This window comes from Pseudomonas hormoni (assembly GCF_018502625.1).
GTDB classification, from domain to species: Bacteria; Pseudomonadota; Gammaproteobacteria; order Pseudomonadales; family Pseudomonadaceae; genus Aquipseudomonas; species Aquipseudomonas hormoni.
This window is the reverse complement of record NZ_CP075566.1, coordinates 3,115,031-3,134,800: the sequence shown is the minus strand read 5'-3', so window position 1 is coordinate 3,134,800 and position 19,770 is coordinate 3,115,031. Positions and strand designations below refer to the sequence as shown.

16 protein-coding genes are annotated in these 19,770 nt (G+C 61.1%); 9 read left to right on the top strand and 7 right to left on the bottom strand.

Going from position 1 to position 19,770, the window contains the following annotated elements; all coding sequences use genetic code 11:
- Positions 1 to 2: 2 nt before the first annotated feature.
- Both KJF94_RS14530 and KJF94_RS14525 read left to right on the top strand, forming a co-directional pair.
- On the top strand, positions 3 to 1,037 hold the full coding sequence (locus KJF94_RS14530; RefSeq protein WP_214384496.1) for an aldo/keto reductase: 1,035 nt from the start codon (positions 3 to 5) through the stop codon (positions 1,035 to 1,037).
- Positions 1,034 to 2,467, top strand: coding sequence for an NAD-dependent succinate-semialdehyde dehydrogenase (locus KJF94_RS14525; protein WP_214384494.1), 1,434 nt, complete (start codon positions 1,034 to 1,036; stop codon positions 2,465 to 2,467). The genes KJF94_RS14530 and KJF94_RS14525 overlap by 4 nt, the downstream gene beginning before the upstream one ends.
- Before the next feature lie 129 nt (positions 2,468 to 2,596).
- On the opposite strand, the gene KJF94_RS14520 is transcribed toward KJF94_RS14525, so the two are convergent.
- The 6 genes from KJF94_RS14520 to KJF94_RS14495 form a co-directional block, all read right to left on the bottom strand.
- The gene (locus tag KJF94_RS14520) at positions 2,597 to 3,472 is read right to left on the bottom strand and encodes a LysR substrate-binding domain-containing protein (protein WP_214384492.1); all 876 of its coding nucleotides are present in this window, start codon (positions 3,470 to 3,472) and stop codon (positions 2,597 to 2,599) included.
- Between the two features lie 220 nt (positions 3,473 to 3,692).
- Positions 3,693 to 4,799, bottom strand: a complete 1,107-nt coding sequence (locus tag KJF94_RS14515) for a hypothetical protein (RefSeq protein WP_250548315.1) — start codon at positions 4,797 to 4,799, stop codon at positions 3,693 to 3,695.
- A gap of 161 nt (positions 4,800 to 4,960) precedes the next feature.
- A complete protein-coding gene (locus KJF94_RS14510; protein WP_214384490.1) occupies positions 4,961 to 6,607 on the bottom strand; it encodes a dipeptide ABC transporter ATP-binding protein in 1,647 nt (548 codons plus the stop codon).
- 2 nt (positions 6,608 to 6,609) lie between these two features.
- The gene (locus KJF94_RS14505) at positions 6,610 to 7,446 is read right to left on the bottom strand and encodes an ABC transporter permease (protein WP_214384488.1); all 837 of its coding nucleotides are present in this window, start codon (positions 7,444 to 7,446) and stop codon (positions 6,610 to 6,612) included.
- On the bottom strand, positions 7,443 to 8,396 hold the full coding sequence (locus KJF94_RS14500; protein WP_214384486.1) for an ABC transporter permease: 954 nt from the start codon (positions 8,394 to 8,396) through the stop codon (positions 7,443 to 7,445). The genes KJF94_RS14505 and KJF94_RS14500 overlap by 4 nt, the downstream gene beginning before the upstream one ends.
- Positions 8,397 to 8,472: 76 nt before the next feature.
- The gene (locus KJF94_RS14495; protein ID WP_214384484.1) at positions 8,473 to 10,107 is read right to left on the bottom strand and encodes an ABC transporter substrate-binding protein; all 1,635 of its coding nucleotides are present in this window, start codon (positions 10,105 to 10,107) and stop codon (positions 8,473 to 8,475) included.
- 537 nt (positions 10,108 to 10,644) lie between these two features.
- On the opposite strand from KJF94_RS14495, the gene KJF94_RS14490 reads away from it, so the two are divergent.
- The 7 genes from KJF94_RS14490 (at position 10,645) to KJF94_RS14460 (ending at position 18,921) form a co-directional block, all read left to right on the top strand.
- Positions 10,645 to 11,577, top strand: a complete 933-nt coding sequence (locus tag KJF94_RS14490; protein WP_214384482.1) for a LysR substrate-binding domain-containing protein — start codon at positions 10,645 to 10,647, stop codon at positions 11,575 to 11,577.
- A gap of 234 nt (positions 11,578 to 11,811) precedes the next feature.
- On the top strand, positions 11,812 to 13,236 hold the full coding sequence (gene aldA / locus KJF94_RS14485; protein WP_214384480.1) for an aldehyde dehydrogenase: 1,425 nt from the start codon (positions 11,812 to 11,814) through the stop codon (positions 13,234 to 13,236).
- Positions 13,237 to 13,320: 84 nt separating this feature from the next.
- Positions 13,321 to 14,643: an MFS transporter gene (locus tag KJF94_RS14480; RefSeq protein WP_214384478.1), complete on the top strand. Its 1,323-nt coding sequence runs from the start codon at positions 13,321 to 13,323 to the stop codon at positions 14,641 to 14,643.
- A 13-nt stretch (positions 14,644 to 14,656) separates the two neighbouring features.
- Entirely contained in the window at positions 14,657 to 15,874 is a 1,218-nt protein-coding gene (locus KJF94_RS14475; RefSeq protein ID WP_214384476.1) for a mandelate racemase/muconate lactonizing enzyme family protein, read from the top strand.
- Positions 15,875 to 16,035: 161 nt separating this feature from the next.
- Positions 16,036 to 17,643 carry a GMC family oxidoreductase gene (locus KJF94_RS14470; RefSeq protein WP_214384474.1) on the top strand — a complete coding sequence of 536 codons (1,608 nt, stop codon included), beginning with the start codon at positions 16,036 to 16,038 and terminating at the stop codon, positions 17,641 to 17,643.
- Positions 17,644 to 17,756: 113 nt separating this feature from the next.
- The gene (locus tag KJF94_RS14465) at positions 17,757 to 18,164 is read left to right on the top strand and encodes a response regulator (protein WP_214384472.1); all 408 of its coding nucleotides are present in this window, start codon (positions 17,757 to 17,759) and stop codon (positions 18,162 to 18,164) included.
- A gap of 88 nt (positions 18,165 to 18,252) precedes the next feature.
- A complete protein-coding gene (locus tag KJF94_RS14460) occupies positions 18,253 to 18,921 on the top strand; it encodes an HAD-IA family hydrolase (protein ID WP_214384470.1) in 669 nt (222 codons plus the stop codon).
- Between the two features lie 139 nt (positions 18,922 to 19,060).
- Here KJF94_RS14460 and KJF94_RS14455 read toward each other — a convergent pair whose 3' ends face one another.
- The gene (locus KJF94_RS14455) at positions 19,061 to 19,720 is read right to left on the bottom strand and encodes a methyltransferase family protein (protein WP_214384469.1); all 660 of its coding nucleotides are present in this window, start codon (positions 19,718 to 19,720) and stop codon (positions 19,061 to 19,063) included.
- Positions 19,721 to 19,770: the final 50 nt, after the last annotated feature.

The window sequence follows — 19,770 nt, the reverse complement described above, 5'->3', positions numbered from 1 at the left end:
CCATGCAATACATTCGTTTGGGCAACTCCGGCCTTGAAGTCTCCCGCCTGTGCCTGGGCACCATGAACATGGGTACCCCGGACTGGAAGCCGTGGATTTTCGATGAGAAGAAAAGCGAGCCGATCGTCGCGCACGCGCTGGACAATGGCGTGAATTTCATCGACCTCGCAGACTTCTATTCCGCCGGTGTCGGCGAGGAAGTGGTGGGCCGCATCGTCAAGCGCCTGGCCCGCCGCGAAGACCTGGTGATTACCACCAAAGTCGGTTACGGCACCCGCGCCGGCATCAACGCCAGCGGTCACTCGCGCAAGCACATCATGGACAGCATCGACGCGTCGCTGAAGCGCCTGAACATGGATTACGTCGATGTGTTCATGCTGCATTACTTCGACGTAAACACCCCGGTCGAAGAAACCATGAGCGCAATGAACGACATCGTGCGCTCCGGCAAGGCGCGCTACATCGGCGTGTCGACCATGCTCACCGGGCAACTGGCGAAGATCCTCATGGCCTGCGAGCGTAATGGCTGGGTCAAACCGATCAACATGCAGCTGCAACTGAACTGCGCCTACCGCGAAGAAGAACGCGAGATGATTCCGTTCTGCCGCGACCAGGGTTTGGGCGTCTCGGTATTCAGCCCGCTGGCCCGTGGTTTGTTGACCGGTGATGTGCAGTCCACTCGCAACCAGACCGACTTCTTCACCCAACAGATGTACTGCGACGAAGCCTCGTTCGAGATCGCGCATTCGGTACAACGTGTGGCCCGCGCTCGTGGCGTGTCCAACGCGCAGATCGCCCAGGCCTGGGTCGTCAACCATCCGGGCGTGGATTGCATGCTGGTCGGCGCCGACACCACCGAGCAGTTCGACAGCGCCCTGGCCGCGCTGGAAACCAGACTCGATGCCGAAGAGTTGCATGAGCTGGAACGCAATTACACCCCGTGCGACGTGATCAACGATTACACCGCTGGCAAACGTATCTTGCGTTCGGCCCGTCCGGGTCTGGAACGTTTCAACCTGACCGAGGCTGTGGCATGAGCGTGTTGATCCGTCACGGCAATTTCATCGATGGCCAATGGTCCAGCGGTGGTGCCACTTACCCGGTGCTGAACCCGGCCAATGGCGAACTGATCGCCGACGTGCAAAAGGCCGGCGCCGAACAAACCAACCTCGCCATCGACGCCGCCAACCGTGCGTTGCCGGCCTGGCGCAAGTTGACCGCCAAGGAACGCAGCCAGAAGCTCAAGCGCTGGAGCGAGCTGATGCTGAGCAACCAGAAGGATCTGGCAACCTTGCTCAGTCGCGAGCAGGGCAAGCCGCTGGCCGAAGCCATGGGCGAAGTGGTCTACGCCGCGAGTTTTCTCGAATGGTTTGCCGAAGAGGCCAAGCGCGCTTACGGCGACGTGATTCCGAGCCACAAGGCGGATGCGCGGATCATCGTGGTCAAGGAAGCCATCGGCGTGGTCGCTGCGATCACACCGTGGAATTTCCCGCTGGCGATGGTCACTCGCAAGGTCGGCCCGGCGCTGGCGGCCGGTTGCACGATGATTCTCAAGCCCTCGGAAGAGACGCCGTTGTCGGCCTTTGCTCTGGCGGTGCTGGCGGAGCAGGCGGGCATTCCTGCGGGTGTGTTCAACGTTGTTTCCGGTGACGCGGTGGCGATTGGCGGGGCGCTGCAAGCTTCCGGCATCGTGCGCAAGCTGTCGTTCACCGGTTCCACGCGCACCGGCAAATTGCTGATGCGTCAGGCTGCCGACACCCTGAAAAAGGTCTCGCTGGAACTGGGCGGCAACGCCCCGTTCATTGTCTTCGACGACGCCGATCTGGACGCTGCCGTCAAAGGCGCAATGGCTTCGAAATTCCGTAACACCGGGCAAACCTGTGTTTGTGTGAATCGCTTCTTCATTCAGGACGGCGTCTACGAAGCCTTCACCGGCAAGCTCGCTGAAGCGGTTGCGGCGATGCGGGTCGGCAGTGCGCTGGACGGTGAAACCGAGCAAGGTCCGCTGATCAACGCAGCGGCACTGGCCAAGGTTGAACTGCACGTCGGCGATGCGCTGGAGAAGGGCGCCAAGCTGTTGTGCGGCGGCCGTCGACACGTACTCGGCGGTACGTTTTATGAGCCGACCATCCTCGCCGAAGCCAACAGCGACATGCTGATCGCTCAGGACGAAACCTTCGGCCCGGTGGCCGCTTGCTTCCGCTTCAAGGACGAAGCCGAAGTGCTGCAAAAGGCCAACGACACGCCTTACGGCTTGTCCGCCTACTTCTACAGCCGCGACATCGGCCGCGTGTGGCGCATGGCCGAAGGCCTGGAAGCCGGCATGGTCGGGATCAACGAAGGGATCATTTCCACGGAAGTGGCGCCGTTTGGCGGCATCAAGGAATCGGGTCTCGGTCGCGAGGGTTCGAAGTACGGCCTGGATGACTACCTGGAAATCAAATACCTGCTGATGGGCGGTCTCTAGAGCACTGCCATAACCCCTGTGGGAGCGAGCCTGCTCGCGAAGAGGCCAGCACATCCAGCATGGATGGTGTCTGACACTCCGCTTTCGCCGGCAAGCCGGTCTCGCTCCCACAGAGGGGATATCGGTGTTTCAGGGATTGCTGACCAACCCCAACCAATCCGTAAACAACCGCACCTTCGACAACCCTTGCTTGTCATTCGCCACATCCAGCCAATAGCCATATGGCCCGATCACTTCCACCGGGGTGATCGGCAACAAACTGCCATTTGCCAATTCCTTCTCGATCATCTGTCGGTCAATCACCGCCAACCCGCCACCCGCCAGCGCGGTGTGGATCACCTGATCCAGCGTGCTGAATTCCAGCCCTTGCCCCGCATCGACATCGTCGCGGCCCATCGCCGCCAGCCAGTTCTCCCAGACCTTCAAGCGTTTGCCGTCGTGCAGGATGTGCAGCAACGGAAATTGCCGCAAGTCCGGCGGTTGGCCGTTGACGAACAACTCCGGACTGGCCACCGCCATGTGCCGCTCCATCACCAGTAACTGGCTGCTGCAATGGCTTGCCGCTTCGAGGCCGAAGCGGATGTGGCAATCGATTTCGGCAAGGCTGTCGTGGCCGCTTTGGTTCGTCACGCTAAGGCTGATGTCCGGGTAGCGTTGGCAAAAGGCGCGCAGGTGCGCCGACAACCAGCGCGTGGCCCATGTCGGCGGTGCAACGATGCGCAGGCGTTGGCGCAGGTTTGGCACGCGCACGGCTTGCAGGGCGCGTTCGACGTGGTCGAAGGCGTCGCTCAGTTGCGGGGAGAGGGCGAGACCGGTTTCGGTCAGGGACAGGCCTTGTGGGGTGCGGATGAACAGTGCGACGCCGAGGTAGTCTTCGAGCTGTTTGATCTGTCGACTCACCGCGCCTTGGGTGACGTTCAACCCCAAGGCTGCCTGGCTGAAACTGCGATGCCGCGCGACCTCTTCGAAGACACGCAGCATGTTGAGCGAGGGCAGTTGACGCATGGCAGGACGGCTCCGCACCGGCCTTGGTTGTTGCGTCGGGCCGGTCTGTTGTTTCTGGATGGTTGTGTGGTGCCTATCTGACTATTGGCAAGGGGTTGATGCAAGTGTTGTTTCGGCTGGCGCTTTCGCGGGCAAGCCTCGCTCCTACAGTGGAGTGCGATTAACTGTAGGAGCGATGCTTGCCCGCGAAGGCGTCCTCACGGACACCAAACATCCCGGATCAGAAGTAATACCCGATGTTCATGTACAACTGATTCTCCCAGTGATCCGTCCCACCAGCACCGAGGCTCTGGGTGTAGCTGCTGCCACCGATGTACGGATCATTCTTGCCATACAGCCACTCCGTCGCGATCCACAGTTTGCTGAAGGAAAACGACGTGCCGAGAATCAGCCGCTCCGAGGTCTTGAACTCGCTGGCGGATTTGTCGAAGGCGCTGTAGTTGGCGTACAGCTTCACGCCGCTGATCTGGTCGAACAGGTACTTGCCGCCGACGTCGTAGCTCAGGTCCGCCACGTACAGATTGCCGCGACTGGCGACGTTGTAGGTGCCGTCGTAACCGCCCAGCGTCACCAGCTCATCGGTGCCGGCGTTGCGCGGCGACATCTGTTGCCGCGCCGCTTGCAGTTGCACGCCCCACGGACCGTTCTTGCCCAGGTAGTGCACGGCCACGGCGTTGCGGCGGCCGTCGTTGTCGGTGTCCTTGTTCTCCAGGGTCGAGGTCAGGCCGGAGATCCCGACTTCGGATTTCCACGGCCCCAGGTCCAGAGCCTTGGCCACCCGTAGCACCACGGTGTTGCGTTCCTGGTTGTCGCTACCGTCGCCCACGTAGCTGTCGGCCCCGGACACCACGCTGGAGTAGGTCACGCCTTTGCTGGTGCCTTTGCCTTGCCACGCCGGGCGCAGGTAATAGCCGGCCTGGACGTTCCAGTCGCCGCTTTGCTGGATGTACTTGGCGCCGATTTGTTGCACATCTTCCAGGCCGATGACGTTGCCCAGTGTTTCGTAGAAGGTGCTGCCGAAGTACGGCTGCAAACCGAACGGTACGGTGTTCAAACCCACTTGCACCTGCTGGTCGGGGTTGAACTTGTAGCCGGCCCACGCGTACTTGGCGAACTGGATATCGCCGTAGTTCTTGGTGTACTGGTAAGGGTAGGAGCGTCCGTAGAAACGGTACTGAGCTTCACCGATCCAGGTGTCGGAGTTGTACTTGGCGCTGAGGAACACGGTGTCCAGGCCGAATTTCTGGATGTCGCGGTCCGGGTCATAGTCCCAACGGGCGCGTACGGCGCCTCCGAGGTCGAGGTTGTCGGTCACTTGAACCGCCATGGCCGGGGCCGCGAAGGCGCCGAGCACTGGAATCAACGCAATGGAACGGATAGCACGAGGGGGGATTGCGCGCACTGTGATACTCCCGATTTTCTGATTATTGTTGGCAACAGCAACCCATACCGCAGCGAACGCTGCGGCCTGGGGAAAGGGTTATTGGCTTAGTTGGCTTGGGGGCGGATCAGCCTCAGCGGTGGCTCCGCGACAGGCACCACCGGTATCGCCGAAGCGCCGGGGGCCGCCGCCAGCAAGGTCTGGGTGTAGGCGTTTTGCGGGCGCAGCAACACCTGTTCCGCCGTGCCGTATTCCACCACTTCGCCCTGGCGCATCACCGCGATGTAGTCGCTGATCTGCGCCGCCACGCGCAGGTCATGGGTGATGAACAAAATGCTCAGGTTCAGTCGCTGTTGCAGCTCGGCGAGCAACTCCAGCACCTGTTTCTGCACGGAGACATCGAGCGCGGAGACGCTTTCGTCGGCGATCAGCACTTCAGGGCGCATCGCCAGTGCCCTGGCAATGCCGATGCGTTGGCGTTGGCCTCCGGAAAACTGCCGGGGCTTGCGCTTGAGCGCGTCACGTTTGAGCCCGACCTGCTCCAGCAAGTCGCCAGCCTCTGTCCATGCATCCTTGGCGGACAGCCCGCGCAGTTGCGCGGCGCGAGCGATGATGTCGCCGACCCGGTGGCGCGGATTGAGTGAGCCGTACGGGTCCTGGAAAATCATCTGGATGCGCCGCCGATTGGCCGCCAGTGCCGCGCCGCGCAAGGCGAGGAAATCCGTATCACCGACCCACACGTGGCCGCTGTCGCTGTCCACCAGACGAATCGCCGCTTTGACCAGGGTGCTCTTGCCCGAGCCGGACTCGCCGACGATGGCCAGGGTCTTGCCCCGTGGCAGTTGCAGGGAGACATCCCTGAGCGCCGCCACCGATCGGCCGCCGACGTTGTAGGTTTTGTTCAGGCGCTCGATACGCAACGCCAGTTCACCGTCGGCGCTGGGCACGTGCAGTTCCGGATGAAGGGCCGGCACGGCGGCGATCAGTTTGCGGGTGTAAGGATGCGCCGGGGCGTTGAGCACCTGATCGCGCTCGCCGATTTCCACCAGGCGTCCACCTTCCATCACCGCGATGCGGTCCGCGATTTCCGCGACCACGCCGAAGTCGTGGGTGATGAACAGGATCCCGTGCTGGCCACGCCCGCGCAGTTCGCGCACCAGTTTCAGGACTTGCGCCTGGGTGGTGACGTCGAGGGCCGTGGTCGGTTCGTCGGCGATCAACAGGTCGGGGTTCATGGCCAGGGCCATGGCAATCACCACGCGCTGGCACTGGCCGCCGGAGAGTTGATGGGGAAAGCTGTTGGCGATCCGTGGCGGGTCCGGCAAGTGGGTTGAGTCGAGTAGCGCGAGCATGCGTTCGCGGCGCTCGGCGGCGGGCATTTGCGGGGCGTGAATGTCGAAGATCTCTTCGACCTGCTGGCCGATGCGGATCGCCGGATTCAACGCGGCCATGGGCTCCTGGAAGATCATCGCGATGCGGTTGCCGCGCAACTGGCGCAGGACGTTTTCGTCCATGCGGCATATGTCATCACCGAGAAAATCGATCACGCCTTCGCTGTGGCGCAGGCCTTTGGCGTAGTCGCCCATGATCGCTGCCGAGAGCACCGATTTGCCGGAGCCGGACTCGCCGATCACACAGAGGATTTCGCCCTTGCGTACGTCGAGGCTGATGCCTTGCACGGCGTGGCTGCGGTCGGCGCCGGCAGGCAGTTCGATGGAGAGGTTCTCCACACGCAGTACTTGTTGTTGACTCATGCTCAGCTCCTTGCGCCTTTCTGGGCGTGTTCGTCCAGACCGTCCGCCAACAGGCTCAGGCCCAGCATCAGGGTGGAGATGGCAATGCACGGGAAGATCACCAGGTGCGGGAAGGCGATGGCCATGCTGCGGCCCTCGTTGATCATGCCGCCCCAGTCCGGGGTGGGCGGTGGCAGGCCGAGACCGAGGAAGCCGAGGGCGCCGATCATGATTGCGGTGTAGCCGATACGCAGGCAGAAATCGACGATCAGCGGGCCGCCGCAGTTGGGCAGGATTTCTACCAGCATGATGCGCAACGAACCTTCACCCTGGGTGATCGCGCTGAGCACGTAGTCCCGGGAGCGGATGTCGATGGTCAGCGCGCGCATGATGCGGAAGATCGCCGGGGCGCTGGTGAAGGTCACCGCAATCAGGATGTTCAGCGCCGAAGCACCGAGGGCGATGATGATCACGATGTACAGCACCAGCACCGGGAACGACAGCACGGTGTCGGCGACGTACGACAGGAAGGCATCGACCTTGCCGTTGAAGTAACCGGCGCACAGGCCCATGGCAATGCCCACGGCAAACGCGGTCAACGTCGCCAGGATCGACCAGAACAACACGGTGCGCGTGCCCCAGATCAGCCGCGAAAGAATGTCCCGGCCAATCATGTCGGTGCCCAGCAGAAAGCTTTGGCCGTTGCCGTCAGCGCTCATCGGCGTCAACAACGGGCTGAAACTTTCCAGCGGATCATGGGGGGCCAGCCATGGCGCAAAAGTGGCGATCAGCACCCAGCCGCCCACCAGCAGCAAGCCGAGCAAGGCCAAGGGATGTTTGAACGATTGCAGGAAGCTCATTGGCCACCTCCGCCAAGACTGCGCAGGGTGATGCGCGGGTTGAGCCAGGTGTAGGCCAGGTCGGAAAAGATTTTCGTCGCGCCGACCACCGCGCCGCTGATCATCGCGCAGGCTTCGATCAGGTAAACATCGTGGTTCAGCGAAGCGGTGTACAGCAACGAACCAAAGCCTTTGTAGGCGAAGAACACCTCGACCACGATCACGTTCGACAGCAGCCACGGGATGTACAGCATGATCACCGTGATCGGGGCGATGAGTACGTTGCGCAAGGCATGGCGCAGCACAATGCGCGAGGTCGACGCGCCTTTGAGGCGAGCGGTGCGGATGTATGGCGCCTGCATGACTTCAACCATCGACGCGCGGGTGATGCGGGCCAGGTAACCGATGCCGAACAGGCACAACACCATCAGCGGCAGGGCCAACTCGGCGGCGTTGAAGCCTTCGCTCATGTTGCTCACGCCCGGCAGCCAGTTGAGCCAGAACACGAAGATCGCCGAGACGAACACGGCGCTGGCAAAGTCCGGAATCGAGGTGGTGACGATCGACAGAAACGACACCAGCCGGTCCACCACCGAACCCTGGCGAATGCCCGCCAGTACGCCGAGGGTCAACGCCACCGGCACCATCACCAGCAGGGCCAACCCGGCGAGCATCAACGTTTGCCCAAGGTTGGGCAGCAGCAGGTTGATCACAGGCTCGCGAAAGTGCACCGAGGTGCCCCAGTCGCCGCTGACGAAATCCCTCAGCCACACCAGGTAACGCCACAGGAACGGCTGGTTGTAGCCATGTTCCACCAGCCACGCGGCCCGCTGGTCGGCGGCGGAATAGGGGCCGAGGACGTTGATTGCGACGTCTTCGATGTTCAGTTCAAGGGCAACAAACACAATCAGCGATACCGACAACAGGGTCGCGATCAGCGCCAGTAATTTGCGTAACAGAAACTCAGCCATGCTTGCAGGCTCCGGCTAATCAAAGGATGCCGGCCCGCCGCACCGGTCGGTGGGCGGGCGCGTGTGGGGCTGCGCGTCAGGCGCTCAACCAGACTTCATCCATTGGGTAGAAGTCCGAAGGGTGAACCTTGAATCCCTGGACCTTCTTGCTGGTGGCGGTGAACTTGTCACCCCAGAACGGCTGCACCATCACCGCGGCGTCCTGCAGAATCCGCTCGACATCCTGCATCGCCAGGGCCCGTTGCTTCGGATCGATGATGCCCATGGCCTTGTCCAGCGCGGCGTCGAAGGCCGGGTCGCTGTAGTGGCTTTCGTTCCAGGCCGCGCCGCTGCGGTAGGCCAGTTCCAGGGACATCACGCCCAGCGGACGGTGCGCCCAATAGGTCAGGCTGAACGCCGCTTTGTCCCAGATCGGCCAGTATTGGGTGGCCGGAATGACTTTCAGGTTGATGCGGATGCCGGCCTCCAGGCAGTTCTGTTGCAGGATCTGCGCGCAGTCCTGTTCGTAGCGGCCCTGGGTGTTGCCGACAATCAGGTCGATGTCGATGCCATTCGGGAAGCCGGCTTCGGCCAGCAGTTTTTTCGCCCCGGCGACATCCCGCTCGCGCTTGGGCAGTGGCGAATATTCCGGGTGGGAGGGCGCAACGTGGTGGTCCTCGCCCAGGGTGCCCATGCCGCGATAGGCGATTTTCAGCATCTGTGCATTGTCGGCGCAGAGCACTACGGCTTTGCGGATACGCACATCGGTGAACGGCTTTTGGTCGCAGGCCATGCGCATGACCACGGTTTGCGCCGACTTGCAACTGAGCAACTGCGCGCCCGGCAAACGCTTGGCCAGGTCCAGTTCGGCCACGGTCACGCGGTACAGCACGTCCACTTGCCCGGCCTGCAACGCCGCGAGATGGGTGGAAATGTCGGTGCCCATGTCGACGTAGCGCAGTTCGTCGAGGTTGGCCGGTTTGCGCCAGTAATCCGCACGTTTGGCGAAGGTGGCTTGCTTGTTCACGGCAAACGAGACGAGCTTGAACGGGCCAGTGCCAATCGGGTTTTTCGCCCAGTCGTCACCGTTTTTGAAACTGCGGTGAACCAGGGTGCAGGTGAATGCACTGAGCATTTCCGGGATGGCCAGAATCGGACGCTTGAGCACCAGGCGGAACTGGTACGGGCTGACTTTTTCGAAGGCCGCGATGTCCTGGAATGCGGTGCGATTGACCGACTTGGAGTCGGCGGCGATCCAGCGATTGATGTTGTGCTCGACATCGTCGCTGGTGAACTCGTCGCCGTTGCTCCACTTGACGCCCTGGCGCAGGTTGAAGGTCCAGACCTTGAGGTCTTCGGACGGGCTCCAGCTCTCGGCCAGGTAGGGGTGGGTGATGTTGTCGGCGTCCACCCAGGTCAAAAATTCCAAGGAGTTGCGCAGCAGGTTCGAGGCTTCGATCCAGGTAATCAGCATCGGGTCCTGGATTTCCTGGATGGCGCAGGCAAAGCGCAGGCTGCCTCCTTGGCGCGGCGGTTGTTCTTCGGCGGCGAACGCCGAATCGCTCAGCAGCGCCGAGCCCATGAAGGTGCTGGCGCTGGCCACGGTGACGCCCAGCAGGGCGGCGGTGCGCAGAAATTGTCGACGGTTGATCTGGCCATTCTTGACCTGTGAGCACAGGTCATCGACGGCAGGGTGCGGCGCGGTGCCGTCCAGTGTCATCAGCTCGTTCATATAGCCTCTCCGATACGTAGCAAAGTGCGTTTTTCGACTGGCCGCAGGCGTGGCAGGCGGCCTGGAATTCGGCGGATCAAGTCAGCGAAATGCTCAGCGGCAAGCACCATGCAGGCGCAGGCGAGGCGGGCGGGAAGCCGGCGGCAGAGGTGTTTGGGAGGTGTTCGGGAGGGCGCAGGTAGGGATGGGCATGGGGCAGCTCTCATGTTGTTTTTATTTGAGATGGCTGCAGTTTTGTCATCCGGGCACAGATCGACAAACGATAAAATCAGTGGCGAAACGTTCGATAAATGCATGTTACTGACGGACGTCGCGGCGGGCCGTTGAGATAGACCGCTCGGCCTGCGTGGTGCGGGTGACAATCGAGTGACAAAATTCCGGAATGGAGGCCTTGTTTTTTCAGCGCAAGGTGAAGCTCGCGGCATCGGCGGCGATGCCAGGATTGTCCGACACAACACAAAAATGCATGTTACTCAGGAAAATTCCTACAAAGCGTGGGATGCTTAATACCTCGTCAGACTTCCACGAGTGCCTTTCATGAAACGCAAAATGCCCGGTCTGAATGCCCTTAAAGCCTTCGAAGTGGCCGGCAGCACCGGCAGCTTCACTCGGGCCGCCGAGTTGCTCAATGTCACCCAGAGCGCGGTCAGCCGGCAGGTGCGTCAGCTCGAAGAGCAATTGGGCGAAAACCTGCTGGAGCGGCGCCATCATCACCTCGACCTGACCAACGCCGGGCGGGTGCTGTTGCGGGCGCTGCATCAGTCCTTCGACAAGATCGAGCTGACGGTGCGCAGCATCCAGCAGAAAACCCATTCCAATCGCTTGCACATCAACGCGCCGCCAACCTTCACCAACCGCTGGCTGATGCCGCGTCTGGGCCGGCTGCGTGAGAAGCATCCGGAGCTGGAACTGAGCATCACCACGCGCTTGCAGGACAGCCTCGCGGAAACCAGCACGCTGGATTGCGCAATCCGTTTCGGCGACGGTGAATGGGACGGGCTGGACAGCTCGCTGTTGATCCAGGAACGGCACATCGCGGTGTGTGCGCCGACCTTGTATGCGCGGGAGTGGAGCGAGCAGGGCATCGACCTCAACCGCCTGACGTTGCTGCATGTGCTGGCACGGGAAGACCAGCGCTACCTGACCTGGAAACACTGGCTGGACGCGGCGCGCATTACCGGTGTCGATACTCAGGGCGGGTACGAGTTCGACCTGCTGGACCTGGCGATCCGCGCGGCCATTGATGGGTTGGGCATCACCATTGCCGACTGGCACATGGTCGCCCCGGAACTGGCCAGCGGGCAGTTGACCCAAGTGCTCAACGTGCATGTCGAAGGCCACCAGTCCTACTGGCTGGTAACCCGGCCGGAACAGACGCAGATGCCGCAATTGCAGGTGTTCAGTCAGTGGTTGCAGGAGGAGATCTGGTTGGCGCAACGGCAACTTGAGCCCTCTACCGCCGCCCTCTGAACACCCACATCCCCTGTAGGAGCAGAGCTTGCTCGCGATGGCGTCTGAACATTCAACATGGATATCGGCTGACCCGACGCCATCGCGAGCAAGCTCTGCTCCTGCAGGGGAATGACTCGCCCAAGGAGTAACCTGCATTTTTTGAATGTTACATCGCTCAATAAATCGTTTGTTCAACTCGCTTCGGATGCCAAGACTGCAAGCACTGGATAAAAACAACGATGGGCGATTCACATGCGACTCGAGCGAAATTTTGTTAACGGCCACTTCATCGAACCTGCCAGCGCAGCGCTGATTGCGGTGTACAACCCCGCGACTGAAGCGCTGGTGGGCCATGTTTCTGCGGCCACTGCCGATGAAGCCACCGCCGCAGTCGAAGCGGCCGCGGCCGCCCAGAAAGTATGGGGCACACTCACCAGCATCGAGCGCGCCGAACACTTGCGCTCTTTCGCTGACGCCCTGGAAGCCCGTGCCGAAAACATCGGTGCCGCCCTGGCCGCCGAATCCGGCAAGAGCGTCGCCGACGCCAGCAACGAAGCCCGTTACGCCGCGCAGATCACCCGCTACCACGCCGAATGGGCGCGCCGCATCGAAGGCGAGATCATTCCCAGCGATACGCCGAACGAAAGCCTGTTCCTGCACCGCGAGCCGATCGGCGTGGTCGCGTGCCTGATTCCGTTCAATTACCCGGTCTATACGTTGCTGCGCAAAATCGCCCCGGCGCTGATTGCCGGCAACACCGTGGTGGTGCGTCCGAGCAACAACACCCCGACGTCCGCGTTCGAAATCGCCAAGGCTGTGCAGCAATCCGGAATGCCTGCGGGCGTGATCAACATTCTGACCATGGACCACGCCACCGCCGCCGCCGTTTGTACCCACAAGGCCGTCGGTTTGATCACCCTGACCGGCAGCGTCAACGCCGGGCGCATCGTGCTCGATTACTGCAAGGCCAACATCGCCAAGCCGTCGCTGGAACTGGGCGGCAAAACCCCGGCGATTATCGAGGCCGATGCTGATCTTGAAGCCGCCGCCACGGCGATTGTTGGCTCCAAGACCACCCACTGCGGCCAGTTATGCACGGCGGTGGAGCGGGTCTACGTGCAGGAAAGCGTCTACGAGCAATTCCTCGCACTGCTCAAAAGCAAAATCAGCGCCGTGAAATTCGGCGACCGCGCCACCGACGCGAGCCTGATGGGCCCGTTGGTCAATGCCAGTTCGCAGCAGAACATCCACGCCATGGTCGAGCGCGCCGTCGCGGCCGGTGCTGTACTGGAAACAGGCGGTTTTATCCCGCAAGGCAATGGCCACTTCTACCCGCCGACCTTGCTCAGCGGTTGCCGTCAGGACATGGAAATCATCCAGGAAGAAATCTTCGGCCCGGTGCTGCCGGTGCTCAAGTACCGCGACATCGACGAAGCGCTGGCCATGGCCAACGACCATCAGTTCGGTCTGTCGTCGGTGCTGTACACCGAGAACTACCGCACCACGATGAAAGTCGCCAACGCCATTGAAGCCGGCGAGTTGTATGTCAATCGCACCCCGGCGGACCCGTACCAGGGTTTCCACGCCGGCTGGAAGCGCTCGGGCCTGGGCGGCGATGACGGCAAGCACGGCATGCTCGAATTCACCCAGACCCGTCTCGTGGTCATGAAGTATTGATCCACCCGCAACACGCCTCATGCTGCACCCATAAAAACAATTATCAGGGGAGCCCGGACCACCGGGCTGCCCGAGGTCTCCTAGATGTCCAAGCATGCATCCACTGCTGCCGCTGTTCAGGGTTCGAACGCGGGTTCAAAAAGCCACAGTGACAAGGGAAGTCGCTATGTCCAACTGATGCTCCTGGTGCTGGCCGCCGGTGCGATCTACCCGATCCTGTACCTGCGTCAGGTCTACCAGACCACCATGCTCGAAGTGTTCCAGATCAACCACAGCGAGCTGGGTTATCTGTACTCGATGCTTGGTACGATTTTCCTCCTCAGCTACTTGCCGAGCGGTTGGCTGGCCGACCGCATCGCTCCGCGTTTTCTGATTTTCTTCTCGCTGGTCGCCACCGGTGCGTTGGGCCTCTGGTATTCCACCGCGCCGTCGCTGACCGGGCTGATGATCATCTTCGGTTGCTGGGGCCTGACCACCGGCCTGACGTTCTGGGCCTCGGTGCTCAAGCGCGTGAAGATGATCGCCCATCATACTGAACAGGGCCGGTTCTTCGGCATCCTCGATGGCGGTCGCGGGCTGGTCGAAGCCTTGCTGGCGACGGTCGCGCTGGGGTTGTTTGCCTTCGCTACCGAAACCCGTGGCGAGTCCGCCGCTGAAGGCTTCAAGCATGTGGTTTACCTCTACGCCTTCACCTGTATTGCCATCGGCTGTGTGCTGGTGCTGATCAAGGACCCGAAGTCGATGGAAGACACTGTGGCGGTGGAGAAGGGCAAATACAACCTGCTCAGCGACCTGGCCACGCTGGTGAAAATCCCCGAGCTGTGGCTGGTGACGGCCATCGTGTTCTGCGGTTATCACATCTTCTGGGCCACCTACAGTTTCTCCGATTACCTGCAGGGCGGCGGTATGACCGCGGTCATGGCCGGCACCATCACCACCATCAAACTGTGGATGCGTCCGATTGGCGGGATTGGCGGTGGCTGGCTGGGTGACAAGTTCTCAAATATTTCGGTGCTGATCGTGGCGCTGTTCCTCGCGACGTTGGCGATGGTCGGCCTGATCGTGTTCCCGGCGCTCAACAGCATGGGCTTGCTGATCGGCACGGTGATTTTCATCGGCCTGATGACCTACGCCATTCGCGGTTTGTACTGGGCGATCCTCGACACCTGCGACATTCCGCTGCGCATCACCGGCCTGGCGATTGGCATTGTCTCAGTGGTCGGTTACTTGCCCGACGCATTCATTCCCTTGATCAACGGCTACCTCACCGAGCATTTCCCTGGCGCCTTTGGTTACAAGCTGTATTTCGGCTACATCGCCTTCGTCGGCCTGCTCGGAACCCTGGCGGCCCTGACTTTGCGCGCTCGAATCAACCGTAAATCTTTGATCAAGACTTCTTTGAATTAAATAGGTGCCTGAGATGAAAATCGTCGCCCTTGAAACCCATATCGTTGCTGTACCGCCACCGCACATCGGCGGCATGTACTGGCTGTTCGTCAAGCTCAAGACCGATTGCGGCATCGAAGGCGTGGGAGAGATCTACGCCGCGACCTTCGGCCCGAAAGCCATGCTGCCGATCATCGAAGACGTGTTCGAACGCTACCTGCTCAATCACGATCCGCACCACATCGAACGCTTCTTCCGTCAGGCCTATTCGAGCGGTTTCACCCAGCGTCCGGACCTGACCATGATGGGCGTGGTCAGCGGCCTGGAAATGGCGTGCTGGGACATCATTGGCAAAGCGGCGAACAAGCCGGTGTATGAACTGCTGGGCGGCAAGGTCAACGAACGCTTGCGTTCTTACACCTATTTGTATCCGGTCAACAGCAAGGGCGAGTACGACTACGACGACCCGGACCTGGCCGCCGAATGCGCCATCGAGAACATGAACAAAGGGTTCACCGCCGTGAAGTTCGACCCGGCCGGACCGTACACCGCGTACTCCGGGCACCAGATCTCGCTGGAAGTGCTGGAACGCTGCGAAACCTTCTGCCGCAAGATCCGCGAGGCGGTGGGCGACAAGTGCGATTTGCTGTTTGGGACTCACGGACAAATGGTGCCGTCCTCGGCGATTCGCCTGGCCAAGCGCCTGGAGAAATACGATCCGTTGTGGTTCGAAGAACCGGTGCCACCGGGTCAGGAAGAGGCCATGGCGCAAGTCGCGGCCAAGACCAGCATCCCGATTGCCACCGGCGAGCGGCTGACCACCAAGTACGAATTCTTCAAGCTGTTGCAGGCGGGCGGTGCGTCGATCCTGCAGATGAACGTCGCCCGGTGCGGCGGTCTGCTGGAAGCGAAAAAGATCGCCAGCATGGCCGAGGCCTATTACGCGCAGATCGCGCCGCACCTCTACAACGGGCCGATTGGCGCGGCGGCGAGTTTCCAGCTGGCCACCTGTACGCCGAACTTCCTGATTCAGGAAAGCATCATGACCTGGGGCGGTTTCCATGCCGAAGTCCTGACCAAACCGCTGCAATGGGAGGACGGCTACATCATTCCGTCCACCGAACCGGGTTTGGGGGTGGAGCTGAACATGGACGTGGTGCGCCAGCATTCGCCGTACACCGGTGAGCGTTTGCACCTGCAAATGGCGCCGACCCCGGCGGACGTCAAAGACACATCGCCAGCCCGAGGCTGACGGGAGAGGGCGCAATCCCTCTGTAGGAGCGAAGCTTGCTCGCGAAAGCGGTGGGTCAGCCAACATCAATGCTGACTGGTACGACGCCTTCGCGAGCAAGCTTCGCTCCTACAGGAGGGCGCTCGGTTTTTTTTGTACAACGACTTACGCGGTAACCGTGCATGACTTACGACTACATCATCGCTGGCGCTGGCGCCGCAGGTTGCATCCTTGCCAATCGGCTCTCGGCTTCGGGCAAACATTCGGTGCTGCTGCTGGAAGCGGGCGGCAAGGACAGTTCCCTGTGGTTCAAGGTCCCGGTCGGCTTCGCCAAAATGTATTACAACCCGACCTTCAACTGGATGTACTACAGCCAGCCGCAAAAGCAGCTGAACAACCGCGAGATCTATGCCCCGCGCGGCAAGGTTCAGGGCGGTTCGGGGTCGATCAACGCGATGATCTACGTCCGCGGCCAGGCCCATGACTTCGACGACTGGGCAGCCAACGGCAACGAGGGCTGGGGCTTCAAAGACGTGTTGCCGTACTTCCGCAAGCTGGAAAACCATCCGCTGGGCGACAGCGAATACCACGGCGGCAGCGGCCCGATCAGCATCACACCGATGAAGGGCCAGACCCATCCGATCTGCGACGTGTTCCTCAAGGGCTGCGACGAACTCGGCTACCCGCACAGCGACGACTTCAACGGGCCGAAATTCGAAGGCTCGGGCATTTACGACGTCAACACCAAAAATGGCCAGCGCTGCTCCAGCAGCTTTGCGCATTTGCACCCGGCATTGAGCCGGCCGAACCTGACCGTCGAGCATTTCGCCCTGGTGGATCGTGTGCTGTTCGAGAACGGCCGGGCGACCGGCATTTCCGTGACCCAGCACGGCGTAGTGCGCACTTTCACCGCCAACAAGGAAGTGATTCTGTGTGCCGGTGCCGTGGACACGCCAAAGATCCTGCAGCTGTCCGGTGTCGCCGATCAGGCGCTGCTGGCCAGACTCAATATTCCGTTGGTCAAACACCTGCCGGCGGTGGGGCAGAACCTGCAAGATCACCTGTGCGCCAGTTACTACTACAAGGCCAACATCCCGACGCTCAACGATCAGCTGAGCTCGCTGTTCGGTCAATTCAAGCTCGGCCTCAAATACCTGTTCACCCGCAAGGGCGCACTGGCGATGAGCGTCAACCAGGCCGGCGGCTTCTTCCGGGGTAACGAGCAGCAGAACCATCCAAACCTGCAGCTGTACTTCAACCCACTGTCGTACCAGATCCCGAAAAACAACAAGGCCAGCCTCAAGCCCGAGCCGTATTCAGGCTTCTTGCTGTGCTTCAACCCGTGCCGGCCGACCAGTCGCGGATACATCGAGATCGCTTCGAAAAATCCGCGTGACGCGGCATTGATCGACCCGAATTACCTGAGTACGCAAAAGGACATCGACGAGGTGATCCAGGGCAGCCGCCTGATGCGCAAGATCATGCAGGCGCCGGCGCTCAAAGGCGTCACTGTCGAAGAAGTGCTGCCGGGCCCGGTCGTCGAAACCGACGAACAGATGCTGCAGTATTTCCGTGAAAACAGCGGTTCGATCTATCACCTGTGCGGTTCCTGCGCGATGGGTGCAGACGAACAGCAGTCGGTGGTGGACAAGCGTTTGAAAGTCCACGGAATCGATAGTTTGCGCATTGTCGATGCGTCGATTTTCCCTAACGTGACGTCCGGCAATACACATGCGGCGGTGCTGATGGTGGCCGAGAAAGGCGCCGATCTGATTTTGCAGGACGCCTGATTTTTGCACTTGCCTGTATCAAAAATGAATTTCCGCCGAGCCCGCTGCTCATACCTGTAAGCAGCGGAGTTGAGCCCGCGAAAATCATTAGGCAATCAGGGAGTGGCAAAGTCATGTGTCCAGTATCGATGGCGGGCGAGCACCTTCCCGGCGGGTTGATTCTTGTGGTGGAGGATGACCCGCTGATCCTGGAGTTTCTCTGCGAAATTCTTCAGGAGGAGGGTTTTGTGGTTGAACCGCAGACCAGCGCGGATGCTGCGGCAGGTTACCTGGAGCAGCACGCCGACAACGTGATACTGCTGCTGACGGACATCACCATGCCCGGCCAACTCAATGGTGCGGACCTGGCCAATCTGTTCGGCGACCGCTGGCCGGGCAAGCCGATCATGATCATGTCCGGCTTCGAAACGCCGGAAACCTCCGGGGTGAGGCATGAGGTGTCTTTCATCAAGAAGCCCTGGGCACTGGGGCAATTGCTCGATTGCGTGGAAGGTGCATTGAAGTCGAAGACGGCGGGCTGAACATCAGCGGGCGGTTGAGCTCAGCCAACTCGCAAATGCTACATTGCTCGGCAAAACCCGCCCGGCTCTTGTAAAAGGACGCTCATCCTTGTCAGCTCAACATTCGGTTTTCAACAAACCTTATCGCGCCTTTCTGTTTGATATGGACGGCACCGTCCTCAATTCCATCGCCGCCGCCGAGCGCATCTGGACCACCTGGGCCTTGCGCCACGGGGTGGATGTCGAGTCCTTCCTGCCGACCATTCATGGCGTCCGGGCCATCGACACGGTTAACCGCCAGGCCTTGCCGGGTGTCGATGCCGAGGCTGAAGCGGCATGGATTACCCAGGCGGAAATCGATGACGTCGAGGGGATTGTCGAGGTGGCCAGTGCGGCGGATTTCCTGGCGACGCTGCCGACCAGTCAGTGGGCCATCGTGACCTCTGCGCCCAGAGCGTTGGCACTGCGACGGATGGCGGCGGCGGGGATTCCGGAACCTGCGGTGATGGTGACGGCGGAAGATGTCAGCGCTGGAAAACCCGATCCTGCGGGTTATCGACTGGCAGCCAGACGGTTGGGCGTCGAAGTGGCCGATTGCCTGATCTTCGAGGATGCCGCGGTGGGTATTCTCGCGGCGGAGGCGGCGGGGGCAGACCTTGTGATCATTACTTCGACCCACGAGCATCCGCTCGAAACGCCGCATGCGACGATGGTCAGTTATGACTTTGTTGCCGTCCAGGTGGACCCCGATGGTCAAATCCGCCTGCTTGCCTCCTAACCGACACCGGCCCCCGTAGGAGCGAGGCTTGCCCGCGAATGGCTCGCCTCGGTGGATCATGGGATTGTTGTTGCTTGTGCAGACGCCTTCGCGGGCAAGTCGGATCGCCGCACCGCTCGCTCCTACAGGTCGTTTTTCTTCAGTACAAACCGGGAATCAACCGCCAGCTACGGCTGCAATACGCCTCATATTCACCGCCAAACTGCGCCCGCAGCAGCGCTTCTTCGGCGTGAATGCGGGCAATCAGCGGAATCACCGTCAACGCCGCCAGCAACAGGCCAACACCAGAACGAAACGCCAGCGCCCAACCCAGGGCAATGACCAACATCCCCAGATAACTGGGGTTGCGCAACGTTCGATAAATCCCGTCGGTGACCAGTCGGTGTCCCGGTTGAATCGCCACCAGCCCGCTGAAACGCTTGCCCAGCACAAACACCGGCCACATGCGCAACGCACCGCCGATGATGAACAGCAACGCTCCGAGCCAGCGCACGGCTTCGCCACCGAAGGTCCAAACATCGATCCGGTCGGTGTAGGCCGGTAAAAAACCGCTCACTATCCCGATCACCCCGAAGGCCGGCAGCACCCAGCGATTGGCCCGGTCTTCCCGTTCGCCGGAGCTGAGGTTGACTTCGGTGAACAGCGACGCAATCGCCATCGCCAGGGTCGCCAGGGCAACGACCACCAGCGCCCCATGAGCGAAAAACGCCGCAAACCCGCCCAACCCCCACACGGCGAGCCCGAGGTAGGCGAGGGTGCTCACGATGGCGAAAAACGCCAGTTTGGCCGAGATTTTCATCCGTACCTCCTCACGTGAATCTGACACCCTCAGTGTAGGAGCTGCACCGA